We start from the raw sequence: 16,447 nt of genomic DNA on the forward strand, positions 1-16,447 counted from the left end.
ACTGACATGAGGACGTTCAACGGGATCGACGAGGTCGTCGCCGCGACGGGCGAGCACCTCGGCTACAGCGACTGGCACGAGGTGACCCAGCAGCAGGTCGACCTGTTCGCGGAGGCGACGGGCGACCACCAGTGGATCCACGTGGACCCGGAGCGGGCGGCCCGCGAGACGCCGTTCGGCGGGACGATCGCGCACGGCTACCTGACCCTGTCGCTGATCCCCGGGCTGCTGCCCGAGGTCTACGAGGTGCGCGGCGTCACGATGGGGATGAACTACGGCGCCAACAAGATCCGCTTCCTCACGCCGGTGCGCGTGGGGTCGCGGGTGCGCGTCGGCATCCAGCTGCAGGAGACGAGCCCGAGCAAGGCGGGCCTGCAGATGGTCCTCGCGATGACGGTCGAGATCGAGGGCGCCGACAAGCCCGCGTGCGTGGCCGAGGTCGTCTACCTCCTGGTGCCCTGATGGACGACGCAGCGGCGGCCGCCCGGGCCGAGGTGCCCGGCCTGGACCTGGGCGCCCTGCGCGCCTACCTCGACCGCGAGACCCCGGGCCTGCTCGAGGGTGAGCTGTCGGCCCGGGTGCTGGCGGGTGGCAAGTCCAACCTGACGTATGCCGTGACCGACGCCTCGGGGGCCACCGTCGTCGTGCGGCGGCCCCCGCTCGGGCACGTCCTCGCGACGGCCCACGACATGGCGCGCGAGCACCGGGTTATCACGGCCCTGCACGACACCGCGGTGCCCGTGCCGGTGACCCACGCGTGCTGCGAGGACGAGGCAGTGATCGGCGCCCCCTTCTACGTCATGGAGCACGTCGCCGGGACGCCATACCGGCAGGCCTCCGAGCTGGTCGCGCTGGGTCCGGAGCGGACCCGCGCGATCAGCGAGCGCATGGTCGACACGCTCGTGGACCTGCACGCCGTCGACCCGCGGGCCGTGGGGCTCGAGGACTTCGGGCGCCCGGAGGGATTCCTCGCCCGGCAGGTCAAGCGGTGGGGCACCCAGCTGGAGGGGTCGCGCTCCCGCGACCTGGCCGGGGCCGACGAGCTGTATGCCGCGCTGACGCGTGGCGTGCCCGCCGACCAGCCGCCGGCGATCGTGCACGGCGACTTCCGCCTCGACAACCTGCTTGTCGGCCTCGTCGGCGGCGAGGTCGGCCGCGACGAGGTGCGGGCCGTCCTCGACTGGGAGATGGCCACCCTCGGCGACCCGCTCACCGACGTGGGGCTGCTCGTCGTCTACCAGCAGCTGGCGCGGCTCGGCGCGGGCGGCGACCTGATCACCGACGTCTCCGAGGCGCCGGGCTACCTGCCGCTGCGTGAGCTGCTCGCCCGCTACGCCGAGCGCAGCGGCCGCGACGTGAGCGACCTCGGGTTCTACGTCGGGCTGGCCTACTACAAGCTCGCCGTGATCCTCGAGGGCATCTACTACCGCCACACCCAGGGACAGACCGTGGGCGCGGGCTTCGCCGAGATCGGCGGCTACGTCGAGCCGCTCGTCGCGGGCGGGCTGCGCGCCCTCAAGGAGGAGAGCTGATGGACTTCACGATCGACGCCACGACGCAGGACTGGATCGACCGGACGCGGGCCTTCCTCGACGAGGAGATCCACCCCGCCGAGGCCGACTTCGCCCGCGAGTGCGGCGAGCTGGGCTGGCACTGGACCGCCTCCCCGACGCTCCAGCGGCTGCAGGCGGAGGCGCGGTCGCGCGGCCTGTGGAACCTTTTCCTCCCCGGTGAGCACGGCGCGGGCCTGACCAACCTGCAGTACGCCCACCTCGCCGAGCTCAGCGGTCACGCGATCGAGCTGGCGCCGCCGGCCATGAACTGCGCGGCCCCCGACACCGGCAACATGGAGGTGCTGGCGCAGTTCGGCTCGCCGGAGCAGCAGGAGCGGTGGTTGAGGCCGCTGCTCGCGGGCGAGATCCGGTCGGGCTTCGCGATGACCGAGCCCGCCGTCGCCTCCTCGGACGCCACCAACATCGAGATGACGATGCGCCGCGAGGGCGACGAGATCGTCATCGACGGCCGCAAGTGGTGGACGACCGGGGCGATGAATCCCGACTGCCAGATCTTCATCGTCATGGGCAAGACCGACCCGGGCGCCGAGCGGCACCGCCAGCAGTCGATGGTGCTGGTGCCGCGCGACGCCCCCGGCCTGACGGTGCAGCGCGGGCTCACCGTCTTCGGCTACGACGACCACGACCACGGCGGGCACGGCGAGCTGGTCTTCGACGGCGTGCGCGTGCCGGCGAGCAACATCATCGGGAGCGAGGGCACGGGCTTCGCCATCGCCCAGGCCCGCCTCGGCCCGGGCCGCATTCACCACTGCATGCGCTCCATCGGCCTCGCGGAGCGGGCGGTGGAGCTCATGTGCGAGCGGGCGTCGGAGCGCGTGGCCTTCGGTCGGCCGTTGGCCGAGCAGGGCGTGATCCGCGACTGGATCGCCGAGTCCCGGGTGCGGATCGAGCAGCTGCGCCTGCTCACCCTCAAGACCGCCTGGCTCATGGACACCGTCGGCAACAAGGGCGCCCACACCGAGATCCAGGCCATCAAGATCGCCACCCCCCGCACCGTGGAGTGGATCCTCGACAAGGCGATGCAGGTGCACGGCGGTGGCGGCGTCAGCTCCGACACCCCGCTCGCCCGGATGTTCGCGGGGATCCGGACCCTGCGCTGGGCCGACGGGCCGGACGAGGTGCACAAGAACGCCCTGGCCAAGGCCGAGCTGCGCCGTCACGCGGGTCAGCGGCGGGGTGACACCGCCGGCTGAGGGCAGCCGTCTGCCGTCCAGACGCGGTCCCCGCCGGCGCGCTTGGCGGCATACATCGTCTGGTCGGCGTGGAGCAAGGCCGGCTCCAGGGACGGCGACGTGATGAGCGCGACGCCGACGCTCACCGTCACGGGGGCGAGCGGCTCACCCCGGTGGTCGCGCCACTGCGTGCAGGCCGACACCGCACGGAAGGCGTCCAGGTCGCGCACCAGGCCGGTCGCGTCCGCGCGGGGGTCGGCCTGCTCCGAGCGCGGTAGCCGTATGACGACGAACTCCTCGCCGCCGTACCTCGCCACGAGGTCGTCCGCCGGCAGGTGCGACCGCAGGAGCTGCCCGAAGGCGCGCAGCACCGAGTCGCCCGCGGGGTGGCCGTGGGTGTCGTTGACCTTCTTGAACCCGTCGACGTCGATCATCGCGACCTGCCCCGGCCGCTGCGGCCCGGCGTCCGCGAGCGCGCCATCGGCCACCTCGAGCAGGTGCTGCCGGTTGTGCAGCCCGGTCAGGGTGTCGCGGATGCTGAGCTCGCGGATGCGCTCGTGGGCCGCGCGGAGCTCGGCAAGCGCCTGCTCGAGGCGGTCGGCGCGCGCCGCCTGCCGCTGCCGGTCGCGGCGCAGCTGCGCGGTGCGGTGCCAGACGTCGAGGGCGCGGGCCTTCGCGGAGGCATTCTCCCCGAGCTGGCGGGCGTGCAGGTCCGCGGAGAGCCGGGCCTCGGTGAGCGCGCCACGCAGGTCCCCGACGGCCTCGAGGCACCGGGACAGCGTGCGGCGGACCATCTGCTCGTCGCAGGCCGGCAGCTGCTCGACGAGGCAGGCCCGCGTCAGCTGGACGCCCCGCTCGGGGTTGCCCTGGCGCAGCGCCAGCTCGGCCAGGGTGCAGGCAGTCGCGCAGCGGGCCTCGAGGGTGGCGATGGTGCTGGGGTCGGGGATGTCGCGCAGCATGCGGGCGGCCCCCTCGGTGTCCCCCCGCGCGAGCAGGCTGTCGGCCTGGAAGCACCGCGCCCTGACGTAGCCGTCGCGCCAGCTGCCGCGCAGCAGCCGCAACGCCCGGTCGAGGTAGGCCTGACGGGCGGCCTCGGGCATGCCGAGACGTTCCCCGGCCTCGACGATGTTGAGCAAGATGGTGCCGGTGAGGCCGTCGTCGCCGGCGGTCTCGGCCAGCTCCAGGGCCTCGAGCAGCATGGGGAGCGCCTCGCGGTCGGTGCGGAAGCCCAGGAGGGCGCGGGTCTGCAGGGAGGAGGAGCGCCCGATCTGGCAGCCGACGCGGTCGTAGCCGTCGGACGCCGCGGCGAGGTAGGAGACCGCCGCGTCGTCCTGCTGCAGCACCACCAGGATGTTGCCGATGATCTCCAGGGCGCGGGCATGCCACCGGGTGCCGTCGGGGATGTCGCGCTCGGCCTCCATGGACAGGCGCAGGGCGTCGTCCCAGGCGAGGCGCGCCTGTGACAGCCGACCGCGGAGCAGGGTGGCGGCCGGGGAGCGTGGGAGCGCCCCCACCGCCCGCGCGAACTCCGTGGGGTGGTCCTGGCGCAGGTCCCAGGCCCGCTCCAGAGCCGGGTCGCCGTCCTCGCTCCCCGCCACACGGCCGGCGACGCCGCACGCGTCGGTCCTGGCCCTCGTGGCGTCTCCGCTCATGCGGCCCATGGTACGCAGGGATACCCCGTGGTAACGGGGCGTAACCAAAGCGCTGGCCGTGCCTCCCCGGAGGCCGGGGGCCAGGCCCATAGACTGTCGCGGTGCTGACAACCCTCCTCGACGGCCAGGTGATGGCCGAGAAGCACGGCTCCGGCAGCCCCCGCGTCCTCGCGATGCACGGCTGGGCCCGCACGCGCCACGACTGGGCCCCGGTGCTCGGTGGTTACGACGCCGTCGCGGTCGACCTCGCCGGGTTCGGCGCGACGCCTCCCCCCGAGGGCGAGTGGTCGACCGAGCAGTATGCCGAGAGCCTGCTGCCTCTCCTGGACCCCGCCTCGCCGCTCGTGCTGATGGGGCACTCGTTCGGCGGACGCGTGGCAGTGCACCTCGCCCGGCTGCGGCCCGACGCCGTCCGCGGTCTGGTGCTCACCGGCGTCCCGCTGCTGCGCCCCGACGCGTCCGGCGCCCCGGCGCGCAAGGGCGGCCCCCTCGACCTGCGCATCGCCAAGGCCCTGCACCAGCGCGGGATCGTCCCGGAGTCCGTCGTCGACAAGTACCGCCGCAAGTACGGCTCCGCGGACTACAACGCCGCGCAGGGCGTGATGCGGACCGTCCTGGTCAAGGCGGTCAACGAGGACTACACGCGCGAGCTCGAGGCGGTGCGCGCGGCCGGCATACCGGTCGAGATGGTGTGGGGCGAGGGCGACACGGCCGCCACCGTCCCCATGGCTCGCCGGGCCGCCGAGATCGCCGGGCCGACGGCCCGGCTCGAGGTGGTCCCCGGGTCCTCCCACCTGATCGACACGGCCCTGACCGCACAGCTGCGCGCCGCGTTGGACCGGGTGCTCGCCGACGCTCCCGCCGAGCTCCCCACGGACACGACCGCAGACGCCCCGACCAGCAAGGAGACCGACGCGTGATCCTCGACGTCATCACCTGGGCCGCCGTCGCGGCCGCCCTCGCCGCCGAGGACTCGCGCTGGCTGCGGGTCGCGCAGCGCGAGCACTACGAGCCGGGCCGGGGCCTGGCCATGGCCGGGCTGTGGAGCAGGGTCAAGCCCGAGAACCAGCTGCTCCTCGCGGCCGCCGCGCTCTGCATCGCCGCCGGCCTGTGGGCCGAGCCGGTCACCCTGCTCGGGCTCGCCGCGATCGCCGCCTGGCCGCTCGGCCTGCCGGTGCGCGGCCGCTCCGCCAGGTTCGGCTGGACCGACCGGATGAAGCGCCTCACCGGCGTGACCGTCGGTCTGCAGGTGGTCCTCGCCGCCGCGGCCGGTCTGCTCGGTGGGCCGTATGCGGCCGCCGTGGTCGCCCTGCTCGCGGTGCCGACGATCGATCTGGCGATGGCGATCATGCGCCCGGTGGAGAAGAAGCTGGCCCAGCGGTGGGTCGTCGAGGCCCAGGACAAGCTGCGCCGCCTGCGCCCGACCGTCGTCGCGATCACCGGGTCCTACGGCAAGACGTCGACCAAGCTCTACGTCAACCAGCTGCTGTCCCGCTCGCACGCCGCCGTCGCCTCGCCCGCGTCGTTCAACAACCTCATGGGCCTGTCCCGCACCGTCAACGACCGGCTCGTGCCCGGCACCGAGGTCTTCGTCGCCGAGATGGGCACCTACGGCCCCGGCGAGATCCGCGAGCTCTGCCGCGTCTTTCCCCCGACGATCGCCGCCATCACCACGATCGGCGAGGCCCACCTCGAGCGGATGAAGAACCGCGAGACCATCGTCCGCGCCAAGTCCGAGATCACCGAGGACGCCGCGACATCCGTGCTCAACGTCGACGTGCCCGAGCTCGCCGCCCTGGCCGACCGGCTCGACGGCGTCAAGCGCGTCGTGCGCTGCTCGACCGTGCCGGGGACCCGCGCCGACGTGGTCGTCGCGCCCGTCGAGGACGGTCGCTGGGAGGTGACCGTCGACGGGACGCCCGTCACGACGGTCGACGCGCCCGGTGCCGGTCACCCGATCAACCTCGCGGTCGCCGTCGGCATCGCCCGCGCGCTCGACGTCGACCCCGCCACGCTGGCGCCGCTCATGGTCGACCTGCCGGGCGCCGCCCACCGCGCCGAGCTGCAGCGCGACGGGCGCGGCGTCGCCGTCATCGACGACACCTACAACTCCAACCCGGACGGCGCGGCCTCCGCGCTGCGGTCGGCCCGGGCGGCCGTGGGCGAGGGCGGCCGGATCTACACCATCACCCCCGGCATGGTGGAGCTCGGCGACCAGCAGGCCGAGCGCAACCGGACGTTCGGCGCCGACGCGACGGCCGCGCCCCACCAGGTGCTGGCCATCACGCAGCTCACCAACAAGAAGGCCCTGCTCGCCGGCGCCGAGGGTCAGCCGGGTGAGGTCCGCACCTACGCCTCGCGCGAGGAGGCGGCCGCCGCGATCATGCCCGAGACGCGCGCGGGCGACGTGGTGCTCTTCGAGAACGACCTCCCCGACAACTACCCCTGACGGCGGTGAGGGCGGCGCGCCGCGAGACGCTCACCCCCGCCGCGCGGCGGGCGAGCGGCATACGATCGCCTGTAGCCACCCTGCCGTCTGCAGAAAGGTCTCACGACCATGTCCCAGACCGTGACCGTCGTCTTCGGCGGGCCGTCTGCCGAGCACGACATCTCCATCCTCACCGGGCTGCAGTGCGAGCGCGTCCTGCAGCGCGCCGGCGCCCAGGTCCAGTGCCTCTACTGGGACCGCGGTGGCCGCTGGCACGCGGTGCCGGCGCAGACCGAGGCGCGGGACTACCTCGACGGCGCCCCGGCCAAGGCGCAGAGGGTCGAGCTCAAGATCGGCGCCGGCGCCGACGACGGCTTCCAGATGAAGGCCGGCTTCCGTGGCACCAAGACCCTCGACCTCGGCTCGGTGCTGCTCGCCCTGCACGGCGGCGCCGGTGAGTCGGGCGGGACGCAGGCGCTCTTCGAGCTGCTGGGCGTCCCGGCGACCGGCTCGTCCCCGGCCGCCGCGGCGCTCGGCATGGACAAGCTGGCCTTCGGCGCGCTGATGGCCGACGCCGGGGTCCCGGCGCTGCGCCGCGAGATCGTCTCCCCGGACTTCCGCCCGAGCTTCGAGGGGCCCTACATCGTCAAGCCGCGCTTCGGTGGCTCGTCGATCGGCATCGAGGTCGTCGAGGACTACGACACGGCCCTCGCCCTGCTCAAGTCCAGCCTGCACATGCGCGCCGGCGCGGTCGTCGAGCCCTACCGCGACGACCTGTGGGACCTCAACATCTCCTTCACCACCGCCCCGCAGTTCAAGACCTCGCTGATCGAGAAGCCCCTGCGCAAGGAGGGCGGCGCGATCTACGACTACGCCGGCAAGTACATGGGCGGCGGGGCCGACGGCATGACCTCCGCGCCGCGTGAGCTACCCGCGCAGATCGACCCGGCGCTCGAGGCGCAGGCCCGCGAGCTCGCCCGCCAGGTCCAGCAGCTCACCGGCCTGACCGGCATCAACCGCCTCGACTTCCTCACCGACGGCACCGACATCTACGTCAACGAGGTCAACTCGATCCCCGGCGCGATGGCGCTCTACTTGTGGCCCGACGAGGACCCAGGCAGGCTTCTGCTCGCCATGGTCGAGGAGGCCAAGACCGCCAACCGGCGTGTGCCGACCGCCTCCTTCGAGGAGGGCGCGGCCCTGCGCGCGGCCGGCGGCATCTCCGGCAAGCTGACCGGGCTCGGCCCCCAGCGCTGAGCCGTAGGCCGAAGCCCCCCACCGCTGCTCGTCGCGGTGAGGGGCTTCGGCATACGGCCGCCCGGATCAGCCGGCGGCCTTCTCGACCTTGTCGGCCTGCTTGCCGAGGACGGTGTCGACGAGCTTGTTGGCCTTGTCGACGTCCGTGCCCTGGGTCTGCACGACCACGAGGTTGTTGCCGCGGTTGACGGCGCCCATCGAGACCGCCATCTTCTGCCCCATCGCCTCGGCCGACATCTGAAGGCCCTTGGCGTCCTTGGTCTCGAGCTTCGGCGAGCTCATCTTGAGGTCGATCGACACGGCCCCGGTCCCCATCTTGATCGTCTTGCAGGAGTCCGCCACCTTGGTCAGCTGCGCCGGCACGTCCTTGGCCTTGCCAAGCGTCTCCACGACCACCTCGACCTGGGTCTTGTCCGTGCCGCTGCCCTTGGCGAAGCTGCGCTTGGCGTAGGACGACGGGTTGTCGGCCGACATCGTGCTCATGGCGTTCATCGCGTCCTTGCAGGCCTGCGGGACGTCCTTGGCATTCTTGAAGATCTGTTCGGCCGACTTGTCGTCCTGCTTGGGCTTGGTCTCGTCCACGGAGCCGGCCTCCCAGCCGCCGTCGGGTAGGTCCCCCGCCTCCAGCATGGACGACTTGGCCTTGTCCTGGGACAGGTCCTTGGGTGCGCCCCCGCACGCGCTGAGACCCAGCGCGGTGGCGGCGATGGTGGTGATGACGAGCGTGCGACGCACGAGACTTCCCCCTCGATCGATCTGCTGTGACCCGTCGAGCCTAGGGGGAACCACCGGCGCCCGTGTCCAGGACCCGGCAGATGGGGGTGGCCACGGCAGCCACGATGGAGTATGACGGAGGTGGCGGCTTCTCGCCATACGGCTCCTGTCCCCGACGAAGGTGAGGCACCCTCATGGCCGAGCTCAAGAAGACCCTCGGGTTCCTCCCGCTGATCGCGCTGGGGGTGGCGGGGGTCATCGGGTCGAGCTGGATCTACACCAACTCGGCGTTCTTCGAGCAGTACGGCGCGGGCGGCATGATCTTCGGCCTCGCCATCGGGACGCTGCTGGCGGCGTGCGTGGCGCTGGCCTACGCGGAGCTGACCACGCTGTTCCCGCGCGCGGGTGGGGAGGTCGTCTACTCGTTCACGATCCTCGGGCGGCCCGCGAGCTTCCTGACGGGGTGGATGCTGATCGGTGCCTACGTGTCGAGCCTCGCCTTCTACGTCACGGCCTTCGGGCTGCTGCTCGGCAAGTTCATGCCGGTGATGGAGGAGCACCCGCTCTACTCCATCAACGGGGAGGCGGTCACGGCGCCCGTGCTGATCGCCGGGGTGGCGCTGACGCTGCTGCTCTTCGCTCTCAACTGGTGGGGCGTGGAGGTCGGCGCGCAGGTGCAGGTCATGCTGTTCGCGGCGATGGTGGTGATCGGGCTGGCCCTGGTGGTGGTCGGGTTCGCCGCCGGCTCACCCGACAACTTCTGGCCGCCGTATGCCGCCGACCACAACGCCCTCACCGACACGCTGCGCTTCGTGGTGCCGGGGATGACCTACATGGCGGGCTTCGGACTGGTCGCGGTGCTCGCCGAGGACGCCGACCTGCCGCCGCGACGGATCGCGCGCGCCGTCATCTGGACGGTCCTGCTGGCGGGCACCTTCTACTGCCTCGTCCTGCTGTCGAGCGCGTGGGTCATGCCGTGGGAGGAGGTCGCGGGCATGAAGCTCGGCACGATCGACGCGTTCAAGGCCGCGGGCTTCCCGGTGCTCGGGTGGGGGGCGTTCGCCATCGCGATCCTCGGTCTGCTGACCAGCTTCCTCGGGCTGTTCATCGCGACGTCCCGCGTCGTCGTGGCCATGGCGCGCGCCGGGCTGCTGCCCGCCGGGCTGGCGCGGCTGGACGCGCGCCGGGGCACCCCGCGCAACGCGCTGGTCTTCACCGTCGTGGTGACCTTGGCGCTCGGCTGGCTCGGCAAGGCGGCAGTGGTGTGGTTCCTCGACACCGGCGGCATCTATCTCGGCGCCGTGTGGATCATGGTCGTGCTGGCGAAGTACGCGCTGCCCCGGCGTTATCCGCACCTCGCGGCGCGCCGGCGCCTGCAGACCTCGTGGATCCCCGCGGTCGGCGCCCTCGGTGCTGCCGTGGTGATCGTCATGGCCCTGTGGCCGGGCACCAACGTGTCCCTGGTCTGGCCCGCGGAGTACCTCATCCTCGGGGTCTGGCTCGGCCTCGGCGCGATCCTGTATGCCGTGAGCCGCTCCCTGCCTCGCGAGGAGGCGCTGGACGCGCTGCTCGGCGAGTACGCCGACACCCTGGTCGAGGGGGCGCCGGAGGCGTCGAGGGGGACGCGCCCATGACCTCCCCCCGGTCGGCCCCCACGCCAGTCCCATGGCTCACCGACCCGGATCCTGCTCTGCTGCATGTGCTCTCGTCGCTCGCGCCGTCCTTGCCGCCGCTGGTGCCCGCCGCGTCCGAGGAGGCGGTGGACGCGGTCGGGGCCGGCGAGTGCGGGGAGCCGCTGGTGGTCCTGCCGCCCGAGCTGGGCCGCCGCCACTGCTATCGCGAGCTCGACCTGCCGACCGCGCCGCTCGCGATGCGGCTGCGTCGCGGCGTGGTCGAGCGGCTCCTGCAGGCCCAGGACGCCCTGCCGGACGGGTTCTCGCTGGTCGTGCTCGACGGGTGGCGGACGTCGCGGTTCCAGGGCGACCTGCTCGCCTACTACCGCGAGCAGACCGGCGAGCCGCTCGACGGCTACGTCTCCGACCCGGCGTCCTCCACGCGCATGGCGCCGCACACCACGGGTGGGGCGGTCGACCTGACGCTCGCTCACGAGGGGGTGGCGCTGGCGCTGGGCACCGACTTCGACAGCTTCGACGACGCGGCCCACCTGCTGGCGCTGGAGTCGGTGGGCGACGACGACGAGGCCCATCGGCGCGTGGCGCGCGACCTGCGGCGTCTGCTCGGGCAGGTGCTGACCGGCGCCGGGCTTGCGCCCTACCCGCTCGAGTGGTGGCACTGGTCCTACGGCGAGCAGCGCTGGGCAGCCCAGCACCGCCTGGACCGCACCATCTACGCGCCGGTGGAGGCCCCCTAAGGGCGTCGACCGATCCGTGCGCTGACGTGCACGGTCCAAGGTGCGTCGGGGCAGCACCTTTGCCACACATGGCGGTGCCCGGTGCGTCCAAGGTGCGTCGGGACAGCAGCTTGGTCACGCATGGGGGCGCTGGGTGCGACCAAGGTGCGGCGGGGCAGCACCTTTGTCACGTAGGGCGCGGTCGATCGCGCCGTCAGCGACGACCAGGACGCTCAGCCCCGGCTGACGCCGTGCTGTCGTCCGCCGCGGGGGTGAGGGGCAGGCGCAGGGACAGCAGGCCGCGCGTCGCGATCGCCGCGGCGAGGGCCCAGCCGAGCAGGTGGCACCACAGCGGGTCGGCGATGAAGACCAGCACCATCGCGGCCAGCACGGGGACCAGCCATCGCAGGGCGCGGACGACATACCCGCCAAAGCTGGGCATGGTGACCCCGGCGTTCTCGGCGACGGACTTGACCATGAAGTTGGGGCCGTTGCCGATGTAGGTGATCGCGCCGCACAGCACGGACCCGAGCGAGATGGCGGTGAGGTAGAGCTCGGGCACGTTGGCGACGCGCGTCTCGCCGGGCAGCTGCGAGGCCATCTCGAAGAAGGTCGCGTAGGTCGGGGCGTTGTCGAGCACCGCGGACAGTCCGCCGCTGAAGAGGAAGAACGTGACCTCGCCGAGCGGCAGCGACGGCGCGACCTGCCGCAGGAAGCGCAGCGCCGGGATCATCGTGAGGAAGATGCCGATGAACAGCGCCGCGACCTCGACGATCGGCGCCCAGGTGAACCCGTTGTCCTCGAAGCGGGTCCGCTTGTCTCCCAGCCGGTATGACGCGCCCGCCGCCCCGAGCATCACCAGCTCGCGCCAGGGGACCAGCTGCAGGACGCCGACGTGCCCGGACTCGATGGCGTGGACGTCGACCGACGGCAGGAAGGCCACCGCGGCGACGATCACGGCCAGCCAGACGATGTTGGCCCGGCCGTGCAGGCCGAGGGGGGTCTGCTGGGCCTCGTCCGCCTCGAGGTCGGCCGCCTGCTCGTCGCGGTAGGCCCGCCGCTCGACGCCGTAGTAGGTGACGAGCAGCAGCGCGTTGACGAAGAGCCACTCGGGGGCGAGCGAGAAGGTCCAGGTGAAGGGGACGCCGCGCAGCATCCCGAGGAACAGCGGCGGGTCGCCGAGCGGGGTGAGCAGGCCGCCGCAGTTGGCGACGACGAAGATCGCGAAGACCATCGTGTGGACCTTGTGGCGACGCTCGGAGTTGGTGTTGAGCAGCGGGCGGATCAGGAGCATCGCGGCGCCGGTGGTGCCGATGAAGCTCGCCAGGACCCCGCCGACGGCCAGGAACGCGGTGTTGTTGCGGGGCGTCGCGCGGATGTCACCGGCGAGGAAGAGCCCGCCCGCGACGACGAACAACGACAGCAGCAGGGTGATGAACTGGGCGTACTCCAGCAGGGCGTGCCACACGAGCGCGTGCTCACCGGCGAGCACCACCCACAGCGCCGTCGGCAGCCCGAGCCCGAGCGCGACCGCCGCCTGCACCTTGGGTCGCTCCCAGTGGTGCGCCGTCACGGGGTGCAGCGGCAGCACCGCGATGGACAGCAGCATCGTCACGAAGGGGATGAGTCCCCACCACGCCACCTGCATGTGAACGCACCTCCTGGGTCCGCGAACCGCCAGTCTAGGGAGGGGATCCCGGCGCGCGCGCAGCGACTCCATCCACTGGTCCGCATGACGATCCACGCCGAAAAGTGCCTGAAACATCAACAACACCGAGCCGTGATCTTCGGCGCGTAGCGTCACAGGTGTGACCGGCCTCACCATGCCTTCGACCTACCGTCCCACCGTGATCGGCGTCGCCCGCATCGCCCCGATGGAGCGCTCCCCGCTCCTCGTGCTGCTCTCCCGCGCGGGTGAGCAACTGCGCGGCGTGGACCTCCGTCTCGCCACGCCCCAGCGCCTGGCCTGCCACCTCGACTCGACGTCCACCGCCCCCACCGTGGTCGTGCCCCTCTCGCTCACGCCGCAGCGTCAGCTCCTGGAGGAGATCCAGACCGAGCTGGCCCGGGCCGGCAGCGGCGCGGTCGTGGCGAGCGCCCTCGGGACGGACGGGACGATCGCCACGGCGCTCGGGCGCCGCCTGCTCGACCAGGGCCTCGACTCGCCGGAGGACGTGTGCCTGGTGGTCGCGCCGTTCGGCTGGGAGTCGGAGGTGGAGGTCTCGCTCGCCTGGGCCGGTATGACGATCCAGGCGCAGACCCCGGCCCGCGTCATCCCCTGCCGCGCGGACCGTCTGGAGGAGCAGGTCCGCCACCACCGGTCCCGCACGCGGGGTCACGTCGCGGTGGTGCCGTGGGAGCTGGTCACCGGGTCGTTCACCGTGCGGCTGCGCCAGACCGTGCAGCACCTGCCCGTGCCCGTCCTCGACCCGGTCGGGCCGACGCGCGAGGTGGCGGCCCGGCTGGCGGCGGCGTACCGGCATACGCTCGGCCGCAACCGCAACCACACCTGGACGTCGATGGCCGCGTCCGCCTGAGCGGGCACTGGTCGAGTCGTGTCTCCGCCGACCTCGCGCACCGCGCGCCTCGGGCGTCGGGCGTCGGGCGTCGAGGGGACGCAGATGCGTGCGACACGCCGCGCGATGGGACATCTGCGTCCCCTCGGCCTCACCCCGCCCGACATGAGCGCCCGACATGAGCGCCCGACGGGCCCCCGCGGACGCACCGTCAGGAGGTGGGCGGGCGCGACCAGTGCTGCGTCAGCAGGCGCTGGGCCTCGAGGGGAGACAGGCCCGCGATCTCCTGGTCCGTCAGGTGCAGCTCGGCGCGCAACGCTGTCTGGAGCCATGGGGGCAGGTCCGGCGCGGGAGCGGGCTCCGGTGTGACGGGGGTGGATTCGTAGAGGCGCCCCATCGACGCCACCACCGCTGCCAGGGGGCGCAGCTCGGGGGCGTCTCCCATGCGCTCGAGGCGTTCGCGCAGCTCGGCGTAGACCTCGCTGTCCGCGCGAGCCCCCACGGCCCACACCTCGGAGACCTCCAGGACCGTGGTCCCGTCGGCGTCGCGGGTGACTCGCCAGATGATGCGCCAGTCCCGGTCGCCGACCACGAGCTTGCGGAACCCGACGAGGGGACCGAGCAGCGGCTCGCCGGCGTCGGGGGAGCGCTCGAGCAGGAGCATCTTGGTGAAGGCCGCCCGGACGATGCGGGGATCCTTCTTGTGCAGCCGGCGCAGGTCGTCCACCGCATCGTCGGTCAGACGGACGACGCACCGGCGGCCCGGGCCGTCGGTCATGCCTGGCGCGCGGTGATGTCGAGCGCGAGCTCAGCCTCGAGCTCGGCTCGGGTCAGGCCGAACTGCTCGATCGCCTCGTCGAGATCGGTGCGGGCGCCGGAGTCCGTCGCGAGCCGCGCCATGACCAGAGCCGCCTCCCGCAGCGTCTCGCGATCCCGGCGCAGGGCCTCGATCTCGTGCTCGGGCACCACCTCGGCCACCACTCGGCCGTGACGCGACAGCGTCACTCCCTCGCCGGCCTCGGCGCGGCGGACGAGCGTGGAGATGCCGGCCGAGGCGGCTTCGGTGATCGTGAGGACGGCCATGTCTCGACTGTACAGAATTCTGGGCCTGCGTGACCACGCCTGGACGTGGAGGGGACGCAGATGCGTGCGACACGCCGCGCGACGCGACATCTGCGTCCCCTCGGCCTCACCCCGCCCGACATGAGCGCCCGACATGAGCGCCCGACAGGAGCGCCCGACGGGCCCGCGGCGGACGCGCCGTCAGGAGGTGGGGAGCTCCCGCTTGAGGATCTTGCCCGTGGCGCCCTTGGGCAGGGCGTCGACGAAGCTGATGTGGCGGGGGTACTTGTAGGCCGCGAGGCGGGCCTTGCAGAACTCGCGCAGCTCCTCGGCCGTGGCGTCGTCGGCGGCCAGCCCCGACTCGGGCTTGAGGGCGACGAAGGCCGCGACCTCCTCGCCGTAGTGCTCGTGCGGCTGCCCCACGACGGCGGCCTCGAGGATGCCGGGGTGCTCGTAGAGCACCTCCTCGACCTCGCGCGGGTACACGTTGTAGCCGCCACGGATGATCATGTCCTTGGCCCGGTCGACGATGGAGTAGTAGCCGTCGCTGTCCCGCCGCCCAAGGTCCCCGGAGCGGAACCAGCCGTCCTGGATGGCCTCGGCCGTGGCGTCGGGCCGGCCCCAGTAGCCGCGCATGATGTTGGCGCCCTTGATGACGATCTCGCCGATCTCGCCCTCGGGCACTGGCTCGCCCTCGGGGGTGCGCAGGTCCATCTCGACGCCCTCGATCGGAGTGCCGATCGATCCCGGCTTGCGCACCCGCTCCGGGTGGTTGAAGGACGCGACGGGTGACGTCTCGGACAGTCCATAGCCCTCGAGGATCATCGCGTCGAAGGTCTCCTCGAACGCCCGCAGCACCTCGACGGGCAGGGACGCGCCCCCGGAGATGCAGGTGCGCAGCGAGGACAGGTCGGGGATCTCGCCACCGGCGGCCGTGACGGCGCGCGCGGCCTGCAGCATGGCGGCATACATCGTCGGCACCCCCTCAAAGATCGTGGCCCGGTCGCGCTGGATGACCTCGAGCGCCTTGTCGGGCGCGAACCGCGGGATCAGGCTGAGGGTCGCGCCGGCCAAGATCGCGGTGTTCATGGCGCAGGTCATGCCAAAGACGTGGAACAGCGGCAGGCACCCCACGACCGTGTCCTCGGGGGTGAGGCGCAGGAGGGTGCGGCCGCAGACCTCGGCGTTGCTGCGCAGGTTGCGGTGCCGCAGCTCGGCACCCTTGGGGCGTCCGGTGGTGCCGGAGGTGTAGAGGATGACCGCGGTGTCCTCGTCGTCCCGGTCGACCGCCTCGGTGACGGGCTCGGCCGCCGCGAGCAGGCCGGGCAGGTCGGTGACGGGCACGAAGGTCGCTCCCGCCTCCTCGGCTCCCTCAGCGGCGTCGGGCGTCGCGGCGATGATGAGGCGGGCACCGGAGTCCTGCAGGTAGTAGGCCACCTCGCGGGGCTTGAAGAGCGGGTTCATCGGCACGACGACCCCGCCAGCGCGCAGGATGCCGTAGTAGGCGACCACGAACGCCGTGATGTTGGGCAGGCTCAGCACGACAGGGTCGCCGGGACCGACGCCCTGGCTGCGCAACCACCCCGCCGCGAGCGCCACGCGCTGGTCGAGCTCGGCATAGGTGAGCTGCTCCTCGTCCTGCCGGACGGCGATCCGGTCCCCGTGCCGGGACGCGGTGTCGGTGAGGATCTGGGCGAGGTTGGCCATCGGATGCTCCTGGCG

15 protein-coding genes are annotated in these 16,447 nt (G+C 72.5%); 9 read left to right on the top strand and 6 right to left on the bottom strand.

Annotated features, from left to right (window positions below):
* Positions 1-6: 6 nt before the first annotated feature.
* From B4E97_RS10610 to B4E97_RS10620, 3 genes are read left to right on the top strand one after another with little or no spacing between them, the layout of a single operon-like run.
* Positions 7-462: a MaoC family dehydratase gene (locus B4E97_RS10610; protein WP_286959820.1), complete on the top strand. Its 456-nt coding sequence runs from the start codon at positions 7-9 to the stop codon at positions 460-462.
* Entirely contained in the window at positions 462-1,532 is a 1,071-nt protein-coding gene (locus B4E97_RS10615) for a phosphotransferase family protein (RefSeq protein WP_286959821.1), read from the top strand. Before B4E97_RS10610 ends, B4E97_RS10615 begins: the two co-directional genes overlap by 1 nt.
* A complete protein-coding gene (locus tag B4E97_RS10620) occupies positions 1,532-2,767 on the top strand; it encodes an acyl-CoA dehydrogenase family protein (protein ID WP_286959822.1) in 1,236 nt (411 codons plus the stop codon). The genes B4E97_RS10615 and B4E97_RS10620 overlap by 1 nt, the downstream gene beginning before the upstream one ends.
* Here the strand turns inward: B4E97_RS10620 and B4E97_RS10625 are convergent.
* Complete coding sequence (locus B4E97_RS10625; protein ID WP_286959823.1) at positions 2,740-4,398, bottom strand: tetratricopeptide repeat-containing diguanylate cyclase; 1,659 nt, start codon at positions 4,396-4,398, stop codon at positions 2,740-2,742. The genes B4E97_RS10620 and B4E97_RS10625 overlap by 28 nt on opposite strands.
* Before the next feature lie 101 nt (positions 4,399-4,499).
* Between B4E97_RS10625 and B4E97_RS10630 the strand changes: the two genes are divergently transcribed.
* The 3 genes from B4E97_RS10630 to B4E97_RS10640 all read left to right on the top strand — a co-directional run bounded on the left by B4E97_RS10630 (position 4,500) and on the right by B4E97_RS10640 (position 8,083).
* Positions 4,500-5,318: an alpha/beta fold hydrolase gene (locus tag B4E97_RS10630; protein ID WP_286959825.1), complete on the top strand. Its 819-nt coding sequence runs from the start codon at positions 4,500-4,502 to the stop codon at positions 5,316-5,318.
* Positions 5,315-6,847 carry a Mur ligase family protein gene (locus B4E97_RS10635; protein ID WP_019286684.1) on the top strand — a complete coding sequence of 511 codons (1,533 nt, stop codon included), beginning with the start codon at positions 5,315-5,317 and terminating at the stop codon, positions 6,845-6,847. Before B4E97_RS10630 ends, B4E97_RS10635 begins: the two co-directional genes overlap by 4 nt.
* A 108-nt stretch (positions 6,848-6,955) precedes the next feature.
* Positions 6,956-8,083: a D-alanine--D-alanine ligase family protein gene (locus B4E97_RS10640; protein WP_286959826.1), complete on the top strand. Its 1,128-nt coding sequence runs from the start codon at positions 6,956-6,958 to the stop codon at positions 8,081-8,083.
* 66 nt (positions 8,084-8,149) lie between these two features.
* Here B4E97_RS10640 and B4E97_RS10645 read toward each other — a convergent pair whose 3' ends face one another.
* Positions 8,150-8,818, bottom strand: coding sequence for a hypothetical protein (locus tag B4E97_RS10645; RefSeq protein WP_239261853.1), 669 nt, complete (start codon positions 8,816-8,818; stop codon positions 8,150-8,152).
* A gap of 173 nt (positions 8,819-8,991) precedes the next feature.
* Here B4E97_RS10645 and B4E97_RS10650 point away from each other — a divergent pair, with 173 nt between their 5' ends.
* Together B4E97_RS10650 and B4E97_RS10655 are read left to right on the top strand one after the other, a co-directional pair.
* Positions 8,992-10,431: an APC family permease gene (locus B4E97_RS10650; protein ID WP_286959827.1), complete on the top strand. Its 1,440-nt coding sequence runs from the start codon at positions 8,992-8,994 to the stop codon at positions 10,429-10,431.
* Positions 10,428-11,168, top strand: a complete 741-nt coding sequence (locus B4E97_RS10655; RefSeq protein WP_239261855.1) for a M15 family metallopeptidase — start codon at positions 10,428-10,430, stop codon at positions 11,166-11,168. Before B4E97_RS10650 ends, B4E97_RS10655 begins: the two co-directional genes overlap by 4 nt.
* Before the next feature lie 193 nt (positions 11,169-11,361).
* Here the strand turns inward: B4E97_RS10655 and B4E97_RS10660 are convergent, their stop codons facing one another.
* Complete coding sequence (locus tag B4E97_RS10660; protein ID WP_286959829.1) at positions 11,362-12,795, bottom strand: sodium:proton antiporter; 1,434 nt, start codon at positions 12,793-12,795, stop codon at positions 11,362-11,364.
* A 160-nt stretch (positions 12,796-12,955) separates the two neighbouring features.
* Between B4E97_RS10660 and B4E97_RS10665 the strand changes: the two genes are divergently transcribed.
* Positions 12,956-13,684, top strand: a complete 729-nt coding sequence (locus tag B4E97_RS10665; protein WP_286959830.1) for a sirohydrochlorin chelatase — start codon at positions 12,956-12,958, stop codon at positions 13,682-13,684.
* Between the two features lie 190 nt (positions 13,685-13,874).
* Here the strand turns inward: B4E97_RS10665 and B4E97_RS10670 are convergent, their stop codons facing one another.
* From B4E97_RS10670 to B4E97_RS10680, 3 genes are all read right to left on the bottom strand, one after another.
* On the bottom strand, positions 13,875-14,441 hold the full coding sequence (locus tag B4E97_RS10670) for a type II toxin-antitoxin system RelE family toxin (protein WP_239261861.1): 567 nt from the start codon (positions 14,439-14,441) through the stop codon (positions 13,875-13,877).
* Positions 14,438-14,746, bottom strand: a complete 309-nt coding sequence (locus B4E97_RS10675) for a type II toxin-antitoxin system Phd/YefM family antitoxin (protein WP_029212323.1) — start codon at positions 14,744-14,746, stop codon at positions 14,438-14,440. Before B4E97_RS10675 ends, B4E97_RS10670 begins: the two co-directional genes overlap by 4 nt.
* A 180-nt stretch (positions 14,747-14,926) precedes the next feature.
* Entirely contained in the window at positions 14,927-16,432 is a 1,506-nt protein-coding gene (locus tag B4E97_RS10680; RefSeq protein WP_286959832.1) for a long-chain-fatty-acid--CoA ligase, read from the bottom strand.
* Positions 16,433-16,447 lie beyond the last annotated feature (15 nt).

This window comes from Arsenicicoccus sp. UBA7492, assembly GCF_002479615.1.
Classification (GTDB): domain Bacteria; phylum Actinomycetota; class Actinomycetes; order Actinomycetales; family Dermatophilaceae; genus Arsenicicoccus; species Arsenicicoccus bolidensis.